At 36.7% G+C, this 18,603-nt stretch carries 18 protein-coding genes; all 18 read right to left on the reverse strand.

All coding sequences use genetic code 11. The annotated features are described in order from the left end of the window. Positions 1-46 precede the first annotated feature (46 nt). Positions 47-1,471 (reverse strand): cardiolipin synthase, encoded by a 1,425-nt coding sequence (gene cls, locus AC1DOV_RS21040; RefSeq protein ID WP_477550981.1) that lies wholly within the window; start codon positions 1,469-1,471, stop codon positions 47-49. A 188-nt stretch (positions 1,472-1,659) separates the two neighbouring features. After that, the gene (locus tag AC1DOV_RS21045) at positions 1,660-2,631 is read right to left on the reverse strand and encodes a glycosyltransferase family 2 protein (protein WP_477550982.1); all 972 of its coding nucleotides are present in this window, start codon (positions 2,629-2,631) and stop codon (positions 1,660-1,662) included. Continuing rightward, positions 2,621-4,027 (reverse strand): undecaprenyl-phosphate glucose phosphotransferase, encoded by a 1,407-nt coding sequence (locus AC1DOV_RS21050; RefSeq protein WP_477550983.1) that lies wholly within the window; start codon positions 4,025-4,027, stop codon positions 2,621-2,623. The genes AC1DOV_RS21045 and AC1DOV_RS21050 overlap by 11 nt, the downstream gene beginning before the upstream one ends. A gap of 100 nt (positions 4,028-4,127) precedes the next feature. Further along, positions 4,128-5,066: a glycosyltransferase family 2 protein gene (locus AC1DOV_RS21055; protein ID WP_477550984.1), complete on the reverse strand. Its 939-nt coding sequence runs from the start codon at positions 5,064-5,066 to the stop codon at positions 4,128-4,130. An 8-nt stretch (positions 5,067-5,074) separates the two neighbouring features. Beyond that, on the reverse strand, positions 5,075-5,923 hold the full coding sequence (gene rfbD, locus AC1DOV_RS21060; RefSeq protein WP_477550985.1) for a dTDP-4-dehydrorhamnose reductase: 849 nt from the start codon (positions 5,921-5,923) through the stop codon (positions 5,075-5,077). Position 5,924: 1 nt separating this feature from the next. Then, complete coding sequence (rfbB, locus tag AC1DOV_RS21065) at positions 5,925-6,947, reverse strand: dTDP-glucose 4,6-dehydratase (RefSeq protein ID WP_477550986.1); 1,023 nt, start codon at positions 6,945-6,947, stop codon at positions 5,925-5,927. A gap of 9 nt (positions 6,948-6,956) precedes the next feature. Next, a complete protein-coding gene (gene rfbC, locus AC1DOV_RS21070; RefSeq protein ID WP_477550987.1) occupies positions 6,957-7,514 on the reverse strand; it encodes a dTDP-4-dehydrorhamnose 3,5-epimerase in 558 nt (185 codons plus the stop codon). A gap of 16 nt (positions 7,515-7,530) precedes the next feature. After that, positions 7,531-8,274: a sugar phosphate nucleotidyltransferase gene (locus tag AC1DOV_RS21075; protein WP_477550988.1), complete on the reverse strand. Its 744-nt coding sequence runs from the start codon at positions 8,272-8,274 to the stop codon at positions 7,531-7,533. 17 nt (positions 8,275-8,291) lie between these two features. Next, on the reverse strand, positions 8,292-9,080 hold the full coding sequence (locus AC1DOV_RS21080) for a glycosyltransferase family 2 protein (RefSeq protein ID WP_477550989.1): 789 nt from the start codon (positions 9,078-9,080) through the stop codon (positions 8,292-8,294). Positions 9,081-9,099: 19 nt separating this feature from the next. Continuing rightward, a complete protein-coding gene (locus tag AC1DOV_RS21085; RefSeq protein ID WP_441876363.1) occupies positions 9,100-9,912 on the reverse strand; it encodes a sugar phosphate isomerase/epimerase family protein in 813 nt (270 codons plus the stop codon). Beyond that, on the reverse strand, positions 9,909-10,679 hold the full coding sequence (locus AC1DOV_RS21090; protein ID WP_477550990.1) for a Rossmann-fold NAD(P)-binding domain-containing protein: 771 nt from the start codon (positions 10,677-10,679) through the stop codon (positions 9,909-9,911). Before AC1DOV_RS21090 ends, AC1DOV_RS21085 begins: the two co-directional genes overlap by 4 nt. Positions 10,680-10,681: 2 nt before the next feature. Then, positions 10,682-11,674 carry a glycosyltransferase gene (locus AC1DOV_RS21095; RefSeq protein WP_477550991.1) on the reverse strand — a complete coding sequence of 331 codons (993 nt, stop codon included), beginning with the start codon at positions 11,672-11,674 and terminating at the stop codon, positions 10,682-10,684. After that, a complete protein-coding gene (locus AC1DOV_RS21100) occupies positions 11,671-12,795 on the reverse strand; it encodes an FAD-dependent oxidoreductase (RefSeq protein WP_477550992.1) in 1,125 nt (374 codons plus the stop codon). The genes AC1DOV_RS21095 and AC1DOV_RS21100 overlap by 4 nt, the downstream gene beginning before the upstream one ends. A 15-nt stretch (positions 12,796-12,810) precedes the next feature. Continuing rightward, positions 12,811-13,161 carry an SMR family transporter gene (locus tag AC1DOV_RS21105; protein ID WP_477550993.1) on the reverse strand — a complete coding sequence of 117 codons (351 nt, stop codon included), beginning with the start codon at positions 13,159-13,161 and terminating at the stop codon, positions 12,811-12,813. 15 nt (positions 13,162-13,176) lie between these two features. Then, positions 13,177-15,285: a hypothetical protein gene (locus tag AC1DOV_RS21110; RefSeq protein ID WP_477550994.1), complete on the reverse strand. Its 2,109-nt coding sequence runs from the start codon at positions 15,283-15,285 to the stop codon at positions 13,177-13,179. Positions 15,286-15,296: 11 nt separating this feature from the next. Continuing rightward, entirely contained in the window at positions 15,297-16,226 is a 930-nt protein-coding gene (locus AC1DOV_RS21115) for an NAD-dependent epimerase/dehydratase family protein (protein WP_441876342.1), read from the reverse strand. Between the two features lie 5 nt (positions 16,227-16,231). Further along, positions 16,232-16,990: a hypothetical protein gene (locus AC1DOV_RS21120; protein ID WP_477550995.1), complete on the reverse strand. Its 759-nt coding sequence runs from the start codon at positions 16,988-16,990 to the stop codon at positions 16,232-16,234. 13 nt (positions 16,991-17,003) lie between these two features. Next, positions 17,004-18,599 carry a glycosyltransferase family 2 protein gene (locus tag AC1DOV_RS21125; protein WP_477550996.1) on the reverse strand — a complete coding sequence of 532 codons (1,596 nt, stop codon included), beginning with the start codon at positions 18,597-18,599 and terminating at the stop codon, positions 17,004-17,006. Between the last annotated feature and the right edge of the window lie 4 nt (positions 18,600-18,603).

An 18,603-nucleotide genomic window follows, 5' to 3' on the forward strand; every position in this document is an offset into this window, starting at 1 on the left:
CCACCTTCGAAAAATATGCCCGAAAACGCAGTCAAGCATGCATCGTTCACAGCAGCGGCGATAACATGCGCAGTAATGCTTCTGCTGCCTTTTGTCGATTCGGGCGATTCATAAAGGTCTTTTTGTCCAATTCTCGGCTATGCTTCAAATCCTCCATAAAATCCGTTTCCAGCTTCTTAATCGTCCCTTCGTCAAAAAGCACTGCGTTCAGTTCAAAATTACTTAGCATGCTGCGCATATCTACATTTGCTGTTCCAACAGTGGCCAGCATATGATCTACAATCATCACCTTCGAGTGAATAAATCCTTTCTCATAACGATAAATCTTAACTCCCGCATCCAGCATCTCTTGCATATAGGATAGTGTGGCAAGCAGCACAAGCTTGGAGTCCGCAATGCCCGGTATAATCAACTTCACATCTACTCCGCTGAGTGCAGCAGTTCTGAGGCCCATAAGCAGGCTGGAATCTGGTATAAAATAAGGTGTCGTTATATATATCCTAGTCAAAGCCGCTGTTATCGCAGCAAACATGACCTCGTCAATCTTATGAGCATGCTGTCCCGGTTTACTTGAGACCATCAGCACCCTTTCATTTCCTAGGCAATGATGCGGCGTCATATACGCTTTACCATCCAGCTCTTCTTTTGCCGCGAAGGCCCAGTCGTTCATGAACAGCTCCTGCAGGTAATAAACGGAGTCCCCTTTTAAACGCAAATGAGTATCCCGCCAGAAGCCCAGCTTAGGGTCCTTTCCTAAGTATTCATCACCGATATTGATACCTCCGATAAAACCTACGGTCCCATCTACTACAACGATTTTGCGATGATTGCGATAATTTAATTTTCTGTCAAAAAAGGCGATGCGCGGCGGTAAAAAGCAGCTTGTCCGAACTCCTGCACGATGAAGCTCTTCGATATACTTATCACTTAAATGCAGGCTTCCTATCCCATCATAAACGACTCGAACCTGGACTCCTTCTCTCGCCTTACTCGTTAACACCTGCAAAAAACGTTGGCCAATTTCATCATCTCTAATCGTGTAATAATCCATATGTATATGATGGGTCGCTCGTCTCAGCTCTCTCAATATCTCCTCGTATGTGTCATCACCGTTATTCAGAACGAATGCTTCATTATTACGGGTAATCGGAAACGGTGCTAAGCCAGTAAGCATGGCAAACAGTTTCTTTTGTGTCTCAACCTGCTCATTTTCCATATCCGCTGCCTCTGTAACCTGCTGGGATAATTGATTCGCATAGCGTATAGTCTCCTGCTTAAATCGTTCCAAACGCCTGCCCCTGACAAAGTCTTTCCCAAGCACGATATAGGCTATAAAACCTATGAACGGGAACATAAATGTAATGAGAAGCCATGCAGTCAACTGTGCTTGACGGCGATGCTCCATCACAAATACCGCAGCGAGCTGAATAATATATACGAATAATATTGCCGACAGCCAAATGAACCCCATAGTTAAAATAACACCTCATTTTCTCCTTACCGTGCAGAATCTTACAAGTCCCTCTAGTTTGAACGCATGCTTGCATACCTATTCTTATAAAATCTTATAACATGAAAAAAAGCCCACCGATTATTGCTAATCGGACGAGCTTTAAAATTTGAAGTATTGCAGATTAATGATTAGTTCTGATGATTGGATTATTGCTTCATTGTCACGCCAGCATTATTATTTTCGATATGAGTAAGGATAAGGCGATGCATGCTAAGCCTTCTTGTTATAAACTGCGGCAGTAGACGGTAATTCATACCCAGCTTATAACCGATCAGCTTAGCTGCTGATTCAGCGATCAGCTTGGGAATCAGATGCCATTTGCCGGTTCGATTGAGCTCATTCAGCTGCAGCTTAACGAGCTTTGAGCCCGCCTTGCCAACCGCGCTGTAAGGCGTGATCCATGTATTGCATCGCATAGATATTCCATTATCGAAGTAACGCTTGAATTGCTGCTTTATCGAATAGTCATGCGAATGGAACACTAGAGCCTCTGCGCAGTAAGCAACCTTATAGCCAGTCAAGATGCATTTGGCAGCCATAAACAAGTCCTCATTAAAGATGACAGGCTCCTGAAACCGTCCCATCGTCTCAAACGTCTCACGCCAAATCGCTGAGCATACGTTGGAGCAAAAAAATGTTTTAATTCCAAGCTCTTCAATATCCTCATATGCTTTCAATTGGGACTGTGCCGGATAGTTATGTTCCCTTGCCAGTCGTTCCAGCACATTAGCTTCTGGTCTCGGCAACTGCCTTGCATAGGCATACGCCACATTATTTCCAGATAAAAGTGGGCGAGTCAGCTCTTCAATGAGCTTATCGTTGCATGGGAGAGCATCCTGCGTCATAAAAAGCAAAATATCGCCGCGTGCTTGCATCGCTGCAACGTTCCGCGTACCACCGTGATCGAAGTCTCGGCGTTCAACGCGCATCACTTGGGCGCCAGCCTTGAGTGCTCGCTTCTGCGTCCCATCGTCCGAGCAGGAATCCATGATGATGATTTCATATGGAGGAAGCGACTGATGCTTCAATCGCTCTAATAGCTCTTCCAGCTCTGGCCCTGCATTTAATGTAGGAATAATAATCGATACTCGGCATGCTGAATCGCTGTTAGTAAGCATTTTTGTTAATCAAGCCCTTCAGTACCGTTTTGAAAATAATTTTGATATCAAAGAAAAAAGTCCAGTTTTCAATATAAAAAATATCAAACATAATACGGTCTTGTATGGAAGTGTCGCCTCTTAAGCCATTGGTTTGTGCCCAGCCTGTTATCCCAGGTCTAATCTGATGCTTAACCATATATTTTGGAATTTCCTCTTTGAACTGATTCACGAAATAGGGACGTTCTGGCCGCGGACCAACCACGCTCATATGGCCGAGCAGGACGTTAAAAAACTGCGGCAGCTCATCCAGACTCGTGCGACGAAGGAAGCTGCCAAACTTGGTACGCCTTGGATCGTTCTCTACCGTCCACTGTGTATCTGATACTTTATCCGTCGATACACGCATCGAGCGGAATTTAAACATATGGAACGTTTTGCGATCGAGCCCCATCCGCTCCTGCTTAAACAATACGGGTCCAGGCGATGTCAGCTTAAGCCCTATGACAGCGAACAACATGATTGGAGACGTTATAACAATCGCTACTAATGAGAAGGCGATATCAAACCAGCGCTTTAATATCCGATTGCTCAGCTCATCGAGCGGAATATCCCTTACATTAATAAGCGGGATGCCTGCAAAATTATCAAAAAATGGCCTGGCCGGCAGCAGATCAAAGAAATCAGGAATGATTAGCGTCTTCACGCCCGTTCGTTCACACATTTCAATAATTTCCGCATACTTCGCATGCGCTTCAAGCGGCAGTGCAATGATGACTTCATCAATAGGCATCATATCCAGCTTTTGCTTCAAAGCGTCAAGCCTTCCGATAATCGGCTTCATATACTGATGCTCAGGCGCATGCTCATCTTGATAATCATCCAAAAAGCCGACTACCTCATAACCAAGATCCGGGTGCTGCTGCAAATTCGTATAGAAACTGCGTCCCACAGAACCCGCCCCAACGATAAGCACAAAACGTTTATTAAAGCCTTTGCGACGAAATGAAGCGAGGATCGATTTGACCCAGTATCGGTATGACGCAATGGCGATAAAATTCATGAAAAAGAAAATGGCTAGAAATTCACGAGAGATATGTACTTCACGGGTAAAGAAGAACAAGCTAAGTAAACCTAAAAAGCTAATCGTTTGAATCTGCAAAATACGAAGCACTTCGTAGGAATAATTTTTGTGTCGTTTGGGTGAATAAAACTGAAAGTAAAAACCGATCAGCACTGCTGAAAAGGAATAAATCGTTCCCCATAGTAGATAAGTTGAGAACGATACCGAGTTAAAGCTAGGCAGCAGACCGCTATAAAATTTAAGCCAATAAGCGGCCATAAAGACGAGCAATGTGCAGGATAAATCCGCCAGCATATATAATTGCGTCAAAAACCGTTGGTTTTGCCTTAACATTCGCCGTATTCACCCGCATTCTCTTAAATTTCGACTCTATCTGCATTGTACCAAAAATAGGATAGGAGGAGAACCGCATATTTTCCCATTTAAAATTAATTTAATGTTTAGTGTGTCGTTTATGAACTGTCTTTTCCTGAATCCATTTACGTTTTTGAAGCATGTTCGGAAGCGATTTGAAAATAGTTGACCAGCATCGTAACAATCCTGGCTCACGTAAAACAATATAACCAAGCTTCACCGCTTCCGTTGCCAGAATTAACGGCCCTATTAATAGAGAGTGCCAACCGATAGGTTCATTTTTTATAAGGGTGAAAAAACGGTTCTGATAGGAATGCTGACGTACAAACAGCGGAACGCTGCTCCTGCTTCCCTTTTTCCAGCCTCGATGGTGTACTGCGTTTGCTTCAGGTATGTAAAATGAGGTCCAGCCAAGCTTCTGCGCTCGCCATGCTACATCTACGTCTTCCTTATAGGCAAAAAAGCGTTCATCAAAAAATTCGCCAGCATATTCGATATCACGAATCATAGCCTTTCGATATACCGCTGCTGCACCAGATACGCCAAATACGGCTCTTTTTGTACTCCAGTCCGCTGCTCGGTCGCCTGCGGCTAGATCATATGCATTTCGAGTTCGTTTCATTCCAAGTCCTGCACTATCCATTACTTCTATATTAGACGCAAAAACAAGCCGTCCGGTTGCACTTCCAACCTCCGGCTTTTGTTCCATATAACCAATAATTTCTTTTAAATAATTCGGGTCTAGCGTAACATCCGGATTCAACACAAGAACATAATCGGAGGATGTCTCACGTATAGCCTGATTTTGGCCGCCGGCAAACCCATTATTGATCGTGTTCGTTATGAAATGGACATGCTCTGCAAAAGGTTTCACTTGATCAGCCGTTCCATCAATTGACGCATTGTCGATGACGACAATGCGTTCAACAGGGAAGCTTTGTTTTAAAACAGCATGCAAACAGTTCTGAATGTCTTTCGCACTGTTATAAGTTACTATACAAACGCTTACTGTTGGCATTACATATATCACTCACTGTCTTTGAGATAGTGGTTAAGCGCTTCTCTCCACGGCCGCAGCATGTTAAGCCCATTACTGCGGATAGCAGTATGATCCATAACTGAATATGCTGGTCTCGGTGCTGGTCGTGGAAAATCTGCTGTCGTACAAGGCTCAATAAGAATAGTTTTACCGCTGTCTTCAAATATAGCATTTGCGAACTCAAACCAAGAGCAAACTCCGCTATTGGATGCATGATAAATACCATAATAATCAGTTTGCACTAGCTCAAGCAAAAAAGCTGCAAGATCATAGGTGTAGGTAGGCGATCCGATTTGATCTGCAACTACTTTAAGCTTATCTCGCTCTCCAGCCATTTTCAGCATCGTCTTCACAAAGTTATTGCCATACTTCCCGTACACCCATGAGGTCCGAACAATATAGAAGCGATCATGTAGTGTCTGAACGGCTTGTTCACCAGCATATTTCGATTTACCATACACCGTTTGAGGATTAATCTGATCATATTCGTTGTAAGGGACACTGCTGTTCCCATCAAAAACATAATCGGTGCTTATATAACAAAGCTTTGCACCGATCTCACGAGCAGCTACCGCAACATTGCGTGTTGCAGCTGCATTCACACGAAAAGCCTCGTCCGGCTCGGACTCGGCTTTATCTACAGCAGTATAGGCGGCGCAGTGTATGACAACATCAGGACGATGCAGTGCAAATAAATTCCGGCAGGCTGGGAGACTCGTAATATCAAGCTCACTACGGCTTAATCCAATAATTTCAGCCGTATCCGTCGTCCATTGTGACAATTCTCGGCCAAGCTGCCCATTCGCACCAGTAACTACGATTTTTAAAGTAGCCATATTATTCTTTCGCCTCCAGGCGATCCTTGTACTGGGTGTCATAATATTGTTGATAAGAGCCTGATGCAACCTGCTCCATCCACTCTGTATTGCTGAGGTACCATCGAATCGTTTCCTTGATTCCGTCCTCATAGTTAAATTTCGGCTGCCAGCCTAATTCATTACGAATCTTGTCAGCATCAATTGCATATCTGCGATCATGACCAAGACGATCCTTCACGTAGGTAATCAGCGACTCAGGCTTGCCAAGCTCTTCAAGAATTGTACGAACTACCTGCAAATTGTTCCGCTCGTTACGTCCACCAACGTTGTATACTTCACCATTAACACCTTTATGCAGTACGAGATCTATTGCGCTGCAGTGATCCTCTACATAAAGCCAATCACGAACATTAAGGCCGTCCCCGTATACAGGAAGCGGCTTATCTTGAAGCGCATTCTGAATCATCAATGGAATAAGCTTCTCTGGAAACTGATATGGACCATAGTTATTAGAGCAGCGTGTTATGTTGACGTTTAGTCCAAACGTTTCATGATAAGCTCTAACGAGCAGATCCGCCCCGGCCTTGCTCGCCGAATATGGACTATTTGGCGCAATCGGCGTATCTTCCGTGAAAAGCCCCGTCTCACCCAGCGTTCCGTACACTTCATCCGTAGAAACTTGAACGAATTTAGTTACGTTATATTGCTTTGTAAGATCAAGCAGCGTCTGAGTACCAAGAATGTTTGTCTGCACGAAAATCTCTGGATGCAAAATGCTGCGATCCACATGAGATTCTGCTGCAAAGTTAATAACAGCGTCGATGCCTTGTTGGAATAACGGCTCCAATTCGCTTCGCTTCGCAATATCTGCTTTCACAAATGAGTAGTTAGAATGCTGCTCAATCGTACGCAGGTTTTCAAGGTTGCCAGCATATGTTAGCGCATCAACATTAATGATTTCATAATTTGGATAGTTCTTAATCATATACAATACAAAATTGCTGCCTATAAAGCCGGCACCGCCGGTAACTAGTAATTTCACGAGTCTAACTCACCCTTCATATACAAAGTTGATTTCCGCATCGGCAAGCACCGGATGCTTGCCATCCTTATCCGATAAAATCGGAGTAGATGTCGGCCAATCGATTGCTAGTGCCGGATCGTTCCAGGCGATGCCACGGTCGTGTTCGGGGGAATATAGGGCATCAACTTTGTATTGAACTTCACAATTGTGAGTTAGAGTGCAAAAACCATGAGCGAATCCTTGTGGAACCAAAAGTTGAAGTTTATTGTCTGCAGATAATTCAAAGCCTTGCCATTGTCCAAAAGTAGGTGAGCCGTGTCTTATATCGATGACAACATCATAGATCCTACCCGCAGAAACTCTTACAAGCTTTGTTTGTGCCTTTGGTCCAAGCTGATAATGCATACCTCTTAGAACATGCAATTCTACTGAAAGGGAATGATTATCTTGTATAAAGTCATAATTAAGCCCAAGCTCAGCAAATGTTTTAGCATTATAGCTCTCCATAAAGAAGCCACGATGATCACCAAACACTGCGGGTTCTAGCAATTTCACTCCAGGAAGATCAGTCTCTCTTACTATCAATATCAATCACCGCCTATTACAATTTGAATCTTCCAAATTCGTCACCGTAAATGAGGTCCTTTGAAAGTTCATTCGCCTTGCTATATGATACATGAGTCCCTGCGTCCGTCCACCAGTTACTTAATACATCATATGACAGCTCATTGGAAGTGATATAGGCATTGTTAACATCAGTAATCTCTAATTCTCCCCGGTTCGACGGCTTTAAGGAACGAATAATATCAAATACACGACTATCGTACATATATATTCCGGTTACAGCATAATTACTTTTAGGGTTCTTGGGTTTCTCCTCAATCGATACAATCTTTTCTCCTGCAAGCTCCGGCACACCATACCGCTGTGGATCTGGCACCTCTTGTATGAGAATTTTTGCTCCAGACTGTTGTTCTTCAAACCCTTCAACAAATGATACGATTGAATTACTAAAGACATTATCACCTAAAATGACAACCATTCGATCGTTGTTGACGAATCGTTCTGCCATACCTAACGCCTGTGCTATCCCACCTGCTTCATCCTGAACCTTATAAGTAAAAGAAAGCCCAAACTCTTTACCACTTCCTAAAAGGTTCACAACATCACCCATATGTTCTTTCCCTGTTACTATAAGTATGTCTTCAATAGCTGCTTCTTTTAACTTAGCTATTGCGTGGAAGATCATAGGGTAACGTCCAACTGGAAGTAAGTGCTTGTTTGTTACTTTCGTCAAGGGAAATAGGCGTGAACCAGTTCCACCTGCTAGAATGATTCCTTTCAATTATTCCCCTCCCTATTCTATTGTTCAACATCGTATTTTCTTAACAAGAGATTACCTAGGGTCCGTAACAATAACATATTCCCTTTTATTGGACTAATTTTTGTTGGGATTTTACCTTTCGGATATACTCTGCTAACTGGTATTTCAATGACTTTCATTCCAATTTTAGGAGATATGTATGATAAAAAAGCTAGAAGTTCATAAGTTTCAAAGATTTCTCTAAAAGGTTTGACTCTTTGATCTAAAAGAAGCTTCCTTGAATGTCCTCTAAATCCATTTGTTGTATCTGTATATTTAAACCCTGAAATAAGTGATAGATAAGGAGCGTGAATTAATTTTATCGCTAGTTTTCTACTAAGTGGAGTGTTTACCTCACTCCCTCCAGGAACATACCTTGAACCTTGAATAAAGTCATAGCCTTTTTTTAATTGTTCGATAAACAACGGTATTGAATCAATACTATCTTTGTTATTGCCATCTACAGTAATAATCCCATCGTAGCCTTGTTCCAAAGCATATGCAAATCCCATTCTTAATTGAGCACTTAATTTCCCTTTATCTCTCTTCGTTAGGATTGATCTAATTCCGTTACTTATCAGGAAGTCATCTTCTAAAGAACCATCTGTACTTCCTCCGTCTAAAATAATAACATCTATTATATTCGTAAAAGATTTTATTTTAGTTAGTTGTTTCTGAATCTTTTCTCCTTCGTTAATGACAGGGATACATACACAATATGAGTTTTTTCTATTTGAAAATTCTTTCACATCGTGTTTAGGAACTATCCAATCTGACCGATTCGCCATTACTTACAAATCCTCACCCTCATATTTGAGTATAGTGTCTATTTACATATTCCAATGCTTGTAATAAAGCCTCGCTATTGTCTCTAAGAATACCGTTTTTCATTTCAATAGACACCCATCCCTGATAGTTGTAATCATGTAGGACTTCTGCAATGGCTTCATGTCCTTGATTATAACTCCCTGGTATATTAAGAAAAGGATCACTGATGTGAAAGTGTCCCGAATAGGGAAGACACTCTGGAATTAATAGTTCTGGTTTTTCCTCATTTAACAACATTGTACCTGTATCTAAATGAAGCTTCACTCCATCACTTTTTACATTTTTAACAAAATCTAATCCTTCTAAAGTTGTTGTTATAAAATCGCAACCGTATTTTACAGGATTAGGTTCAATACAAAGATGTACGCCTAGCTGAGTCGCCCGTTCTCCCAATAATCTAAAAAAATCGATAGCTTCTCCATATCTTTCTTCACGATCAGAACCGCCAATAAGACGATTCTTTGGAGATCCAAACACTACAGCTTTTATTCCTAACTTACTTGCTAGAGTTAAAATAGATACTAAATAATTCATTGTCTCTTTCTTTACATCACCAAAAATGGACAACTGATTTTTGTTAAACAATAAAGATTGCATTGCAATGGGAGTAAATCCTTGATTTACCCAAAATTCTTTATAATTTGCTATTTCAGTTTCTTTCGCTGTTGCCGGTTCATCCCAATGCTTTGTTGGAGCAATTTCAATACCTTTAACTCCAAACTTCTTAAGTAATGGAATCATTTTATCGTTTTCATGAGAGTCCCAAGCTATATTGGATATCGCTAGTTTCATTCTATTCCCCTTTCATTTGCAACAAATTGTTCTATTTGTAAAAAAACCTCTTCCTTAGTACTTAAATATGGTCCTGATTGTCCAAATAAACCTGCATACTTACTTCGCATATCATAATTAACAGGTGCTTTACCGTTATCATTTGTGTATACACTTTTAAAACAATTTTGAGCGATCTCTTCCGCTGACACCGGTTCTGTTGCAAAATTGATGATTGGACGATCATTACTTATAACAATACTCAAATCTTTCCACAATCGTGACATATCATAGAATTGAAACACACTTTTATAATGAGTCAAATGCAGACAATTATCATGAATCAAATCATAAATAAAATTTTTCTTAAGCCCATTCCCAAAAAGCCCTGGTAAACGAATAATACTACTTCCTTCAAACTTGTCTTGTACAAAATTCTCTAAGACAAAACGATGTTTACCATATGGCTCCAACGTTTCTTCAAATATCTTTGTATCTTCATCAACTGAAAGTGGTCTTTGATATACATCTACTGTAGATATTAATACAAACTTATTGGCTGTTATTGTATTCAAATGTGACATTAACCCTTTAAGATTAGCAAGATCTTCTTCTGGCTGCTGATTTGCCTTCCACTTTACAGCCGGAGCACCTGCACAAACAATAAGATCATAATTCTTCCCTCTAATCTCGTCGATATTCTTAGAATTATAACAATCATCAAATGTTGTTTGTGATAAAAGAGTTGTGCCTACAAAACCTGTAAATCCAATAAGTGCTGTTTTCATATTTACCCCTCCTGTTTAGATACTGCTACCTCAAGTTCACTGTTAATAAAATCCACGTTTCTTATTTTCGATTTAATTACTTCTGTTGAGTTAGTCGTATACGCTGGCCGATCTTGTATCTCTATCAGAATTCTTGATATGTATTCTCCTAGCATCCCAACAATAAAAAACAGCCCTGTAAACCCTGCACTTATTAAAATCATTAATGTAGTCCATCCTTGTACTACATACGCGTTGAATATGTAGTTATACAAGGCATAGCCCCCCATAAACATACTAAATACAAAGAAGATTATAGATAAATAATGAGCAAACTTAAGACCTAAATTCGAAAAAGAGACAATAATATCAAATGCTGTACCTATATTTTCACTATTAAACTTTTTAACTTGAGCAGCAACATTATTATTCGGTGCATAAAGAATACTTTTCTTGGAATATCCAGTATATGAATATAACGCCTTTCTATATCGCACTTTTTCTTTTAAATTTAGCATAGCATTTAGTGCTCTTCTTGAGACCAGACGTGCAGTTTCTGTGGTAAGGTCAAGATTCAAATAAGAAATTTTATTTATTAATTTATAAAACATCTTTGATGTCCAGGATGGATTTAAGGAAGGTGTTAGCACAACAATGTCTGATCCTTTTAATGCAGTTTGATACATTTCAACAATTTTTTCAAAATTGAAATCTATACTTGAGCCTTCTAATTCATAAACAAAGTCTCCCATAGATTTTATTAAACCTGCCATCATTGCCTTCTCGATACCATGTTTACGTGCAAGATTTAGTACAATGAGAGTGGACTCTATATTTTCCGAAGCAGACCTAATCTCTTGCAATGTTAAATCGTTGCTCGCGTCATTAATTACAATTATTTCATAGTTGTAGAATGTCTTACTCATGGTCTTATCAATATTAAGCAATGCTTTTTTAATTAAATCTTGTTCATTATGAACATATAACACTACAGACACAAATACCTGTTCTTTCACAGCAAGACATCCTCCAAATCATAAATTGTGTTAAACTTACCAGACAAAACAGAAATAAAAGATGGCTTGTTTGATGATGTTTTTATTACTGTTGGTCTTGAGTCATCAAGCTCAGCAGAGTTCAATATTGTTTTGACCGAGAACAATGATTTTTCATAATTAAACTGTAACCTTGAACTTAAATATTTTTGAGCTTGTTGTTTCATTCTCATCCATGCAGTATCAGGACTCATAAAACAAGAATTACAGTTTTGTAAAGAGAACTCAGAACAATCTACTCTATGATTTTGACAAGAAAACTTTGGAAACTGCCCACTTGCAGTTTCATGTGGTGTATAACTAACCGATGTAAGAGAATGATATCCTGAAAAACCGAAAGGCATTATTGAGAAAAACGGACCATCCATTACTGTTATTCCTATATTATTAAGTTCTTTGTTCGCTTTTGTTAAGATAACCTCACACAACTCATATTTTGTTTTGAATGCAGCTAAATTAAACACATCTAAAATCTGATTTATGCTTGCATAAGTTGCATTTAAAACTTTCGGAGTTAATACTGTTAATTCATCATTTATAACAATATAGTAATTATTGTTGTCACTATCAACATTTTTCACTTGAGTATTGAAATACATATCGACATTATTGTAGGTCTTTAATATTTCAAAAAATCTTTCTTTAATTTTTTTAGCATCATAAGTGTATTCAACCGTTTCGAATGCAGCTTCAACTATACCTTCATTAAAGTACTTCGCAGCGTTAATCTCATCTGCTGGAATTCCAACATGCATACAAAACTTTAAAAATTGTTCCGCATTAGTTAATGAATCATACTTAGATATTGCATATATTTTTTTAAATTGACTGTGAATACCAAAACTAAACTCTCTATTAAATCGTTGATAATAATGTGCTGATTTAGATGCTGTCGAGACACTTCTTGGGTAGTGATACCCATTATGAACTCTAGCTTGATTAATATAACTTGCCCTTTGTAAGGGTTCAGAATCCATCTCAATTAATGCAACATGAAGTCCTTTCTCACCTAAATATTTTGCAGCGTATAATCCATAAATACCAGCACCGATTATAACATAATCATATTTAATACTTTTCATAAGAACCCCTCTTGTTTATAAAAAAAGAATTATTGTACCAGCTATAAGTAGAAGCAACCCTAAAATCTTCATTGCCGTTAGAGGTTCATTAAATAAAATGACAGATATCAGCACAACCCCTACAGTTGTGAGAGCTTGAGATACTGGAGAGATCCTACTAAGTTCCCCTCTAGATAGTGCCATAATATAAAATAAAAAACTAATACCATAAAAAATTGCTCCACCCCAGATCTGTGGAGAAGCAATTATCTTAGTGAAAAATTGAATACTTAAAGCATCTACTTTTATTTGTAATACTGCCTGCTTTAAAAATGATTGAGCTAATAAGTTAAATATCAACGCAAGAATAAGCAATACATATGTCATTATTAATTCCCTCAATTATCTTAGTATTTCATCATTTTTGCATTTTCTAATCTTAATAAAAGATAAGCCAATTATAATAGGTGCTATTAAAGTAACAGAATAAAAATATCTTGCATCCTGCGCTGGTGTTGATATTAATAAGCCAGCAGCCTCAAATAATACAGGTGAAATCACTATAATCGCTTTCAGATCTTTGTTCCTATTCATGAATACAAATCCAAACAATAAGATTATAAATAGAAACATTGCAGGTCTCCAAAATAACCAGTTAATATTATGCTTTTCAGTAGCATTTACAATTTTCAAAATACTATTTTTAAAATCAGGAATAACATTCGTTTGAATTAATCCAAAATCATTAGTTATAATTTCTCTTGGGACAGTATAAAGGTAACCGTCTGGTGGCTGACTTATTCTCCATACAAGGGATGTTATAGATCTCCAATCATCAAATGCAATAGACGGGTTACTTATTACAAGCATCATCCAATTTTTTATAAATAATATTTTATCATCTATTATATTTTGCGGATTCATACTTGGATGAAATAATAGATAATTCGCAGAGTATTTCGAATAGACATAGACATTATCCTCTCCTTTCCATTTTTCAATTGGTAAAATTTCCTCGAAATACTTTTTGGCATTAGAATCTAATTGAACATTTTTATGAAGCATGGTTCCAACTTGATGTAGTTGAAAAGCTAAGGTAAAGTGCGGAGGTGCTGGTACTACATTTAATAACTGAAAGATTGGTCCTTTGACCAAAATAATACTAATAAATACGATAGAGATAATCAGAATATTTTTTTTGAATTGTTTCAAATATAAAGCTAATAGAACAATAGATACACCAATTACTGTGACAATTCCGTTATGCCTTAACAAACCTACATTAATTAGAACAAAAACAAAGAATATTAAATTCCTTTTTACATAAAACCATGCATAGTTACTTTTATATACTTTAAATAACATAACAACAAGAATTAGAGACATAACCGCAAAAGGAATATCTTTCCATAAAGTAATAGACATCATTCCATTTACAGGATTAAAAGCAATTATAATCATTAATAGCAAGCACAGACGTCTATCTAATCCCAACTTCTCTAGGTAATATAATATGTATCCAAATGTTAATGACATAAATAATATCTGGAATATAGACACAATCGCTGGTGACGACCATATACTATAAAATATCCATAGCAATAACGTATGATAAGTAGGATGCCAGTTGTTAAACACACCTCCATGAGTTTGTGCCCATTGATCCATAGAGTCTGGACTCATATTTGCAGGATAAAACGAAATGAAATATATTGAATAAACAGTTAGAATAGGAATAACATAAAAGAGGATTCTTTTTCTATTAACATATTCCACTTTTGAAATAATCGAATATCGTTCTAATATCAAAAAAAGCACAAAAAACATTTGTGATAAGGCAATAATATCAATTAAATAACTAAACATAATAAAAATATATGAAGGATTAACATCGTATTGAAATTTATTGGTAATTCCTTCGCTATTATATAAATCAACAATTTCAGATTTTCCATTAGTAAATACTTCCACTTTCCCTGACCAAGCATGATTAACAAATTCAATTTTTATATTTTTTTTAATTTTTCCTTCCCATTTTATTGTTTCACCATTTTGATAAGAAAAAGGTACTATATTGTCTTTTAATATCCACCCTTCACTAAAAGCTACATTGTTCCAATCCACTTTGTTATCATCAATATAAAGTCCATTGACCCACACCTCATTACCAGAAGAAGAAGCATTTTTCTCACCAAGCACTTTTATTTCTAAAGATGTATTCTGCGCTAAAGACAAATGTTTTATTGGCACGGAAATAATGAGAAGTGTGCTAAATAACAAGCTGGCTAAAATCAAAATTATTACACTTTTTTTATCCATTACTTTTAATCTAGAAATTGTATATCTAAACATGTAAAATCCAATTGTCATTAGTAACAAAGAAATCAGAAAATAAATAAATATGCTATACTCCGTTTTCCCCTTCAAGTCCACATAAAACAAATTGAAAAGAAAAAAGTTCATAATACATGCTATTATAATACCTGTAATAATAGTTTGAATTTTCTTCATTTATTACCTCTCTATTTCGCTACTTTTCTTGTAGCATTTGATTTATTAATTATGTAATTTATACCTTGCTCAAGAGTAAATAATGATCTCCATGTTGTCGCACTTGTAATCATTGTATTATCAAGATAGCTATGATCGATATCACCTTCACGACCAGATATGTACTCTGGACTTATATTTATATTTAAATATTTTGTGATAATCTCAAATAATTCATTAATACTGGTAGGTTGCCCCGTACTTACATTGAAAATTTGGTCATGTCCTTGATTCAAAACAGTGAGATTTGCACTAACTATATCCTTTACAAATATAAAATCTCTCGACTGCTTCCCCGTCCCATGAATAGTTATACCACAACCAGAATTTAAAGCCTCTAAGAAGACAGAAACAACTCCTCCTTCACCTTTACCGTCCTGACGATCACCATAAACATTTGCATATCTAAGTATAGTGAATTTCATTTTATTATTAGCACAAAAAACTCGAATATAATGCTCCGGTGTATATTTTGAAATACCATAATATGAAATCGGAAGTTGTATATGCTCTTCGTTTATAGGCAGATATTGTGGATTTCCATAAACTGCTGCAGATGAGGCATATACTATTTTTTTTACATTTGCTTTTTTACAGTGTTCAAGAAGAGTGAGAGTGTTTATAATATTACAATTGGCATCCGCCAATGGATCATTCATTGACTGCATTACACTAACTTGAGCAGCATGATGATAAACTACTTCTGGTTGAAAGTTATTCAGTGCTTCTTTAGACAGTTCGGAAGTTATATCTGTATGTACAAACAGTGCATCACGATTTAAATTCTCCAAAATTCCAGTAGATAGATTATCGATTACAAGTACTTCATGTCCATTCTCAATTAATGAATCTACCAAATGAGATCCAATAAAACCACAGCCACCAGTGACAGCTACTCTCATTTTTTTCAACCCCTAAATTTGTTTATGTATCTTTTCAATCGCTTATTTATTATTAGTGAAAGAAATAATATTATTAATGATAGTACTATAGTAAATGTAGAAATAATTAAAATACGAGATAACATATTGATTTTTTTACCAATTGGCTGTATTAGAACTTCTTTTTTTCCACTTTCGGGAGAGTATAAATCCACTTTTTGTTCGGTATTATTGTGCGAAACTAGAACCTTACCAGACCAAGCATGCGTTCCAAATTCTAAATGAATACTCTTTTTTGCTGATATTTTTAATATCAAAGGTTCACCAGTTCCTTGGGATACTATTGCTTTGTCTTTCACTATCCAATTACCTTGCAAATCTAGGGTACTTAAAACGAAAATTTGTCCATCAATTTCCAGCTGAGTAAGCCAAACCTCAGAACCTTTTGAGTCTGGATTCATTTCTCCTATTGCATTGACAGTAATATGGGTAATACCATATTCATTATTCATATCAACTGGTATTTTCAATATCACTATTGAACTTATTAATAAACAAGACATAGCTATTATTATTTTTATTTTCTTATTAAATAAGACAAGCTTCATCCTGTTTTTTTTCAGTAAGTAAGTTATGGTTACTAAACCAAACAAGAATAAATAAGAATAGATAAAAATATGTTTAAAGACAGACTCATTATGCATTTCAATGAATAGTTTTGAATATGAATAAGAAAAAGAAATTGACAATAAAATCACTGCTATTTTTTTCAACAATGTAATCACATTCCTAACTCCGCTATTTAAACCATTTATTTACTTTCAATTTAATCAACCATTTAATTATTAATCTCCCTTTTTTTGAGTTTGCCATACGGATAAGTTCATATTTAAGATTGTTTGCACTTGTAATTTCCCCTTCTTCAGAGACGTATCCAACTTGAGGGTATGATATTGTAGGATTATTCCACAAATAACCTGGTCCGTTTGCATAATTCAGATTGAATAATTCCTTGCCGTATTTCTCATAGCTTTCATTATGGAAACTACTGATTTTTGAGTACAATTCATTCACTATTTTACGGTTAAATTTCCTAGACATCGACTCACTTCTGATACGATAAAATACAAGCTGTTCGGGAATACTTACTCCCGCGCAACCATTTTCACACATAGATATCCATGATTCGTAATCCTCCATACCTCTATCCATTTCGAGTTTATTCAACCCATATTTCAAAAAGTCTTCTCTTCGAATAACAGCGAATGCACTTAGCATATTAGACATTAATAAGTAAGGAAACTCTGTATTAAATGTCACCCAAACATCATCTTTTAAACCGAAGAATTTAACCCAGGAGTATACAAAAGAAATATTTTCATAATAATTTAAAATTTGAATGCATCTAGTATAATAACTAGGATGAATAATGTCATCTGCATCAAGAAACGCTATATATTTACCAGTAGCAGCCTGTGCACCTATGTTACGTGCATTTGCTAAACCCTGATTTTCAATATCGATTACTTTTACTACACTATTAAAATTTCTAAGATCATTTAATACCTTTAAACTTTCTGAGTCATTGCTTCCATCGTTAACAATAATAATCTCAATCGTTGAATATGTACTCTTTAAAACACATTCAATTGTCTCAGTTAATAAGCATCCAAGGTTATAAAATGGAATAATGACTGTTAAAAGTTCGCATTCGTTGTTATCCATACTAGATATTGTCCTTAAAGGCATGCTGCTACTAACAGGAAACCTAGATGAATGTGCTTGTTTCTCCTTGATGATTTCCATTAATCTTGCTTCCCAATCAAAAATTACAGAATTATTTGGATTAACATAAATAACTTCTTTATATCCATTTTGATTCAATGTATCTAATATTACTTTATCCCACGCTATATTAGCATGTGAATATGAAATACATTGTTTTCCCATTTGCCTATGCCAATATTGTGGAAATCGATATTCTATTTGATTTAATAGTGTCTTATTGTGTAAAGTCACAACGAATACATTATGAAGTTGCTTGTTTAGTGTCCAGATGTGCTGCAAAATAAAGTATGGTAGTACCTCGTCCTGATGAATAAATAAAACAATTGGATCGGACCTAACTAAATCCGTATTTTTCTCACCTAGTACCTTTATAATTAAATTAGACAATGAGAATGATCGAGCAAAGCCTTCTCCTAATTGAATATTTACTGGAACCTGATCTTCTGAAAATCTATATATTGATTTGCTTTTCAACCAATCACCAATATCTGTTACTGATGAATGACAAAAAACCTTGGTCACATGACTATCTAACCATTCAACCAAAGTTTCCGGCATCATATTTTTATCTTCAGAATTTGCTGACTCTACATACCAAACTTCCATTATT

This window comes from Paenibacillus sp. 01T47 (assembly GCF_056398245.1).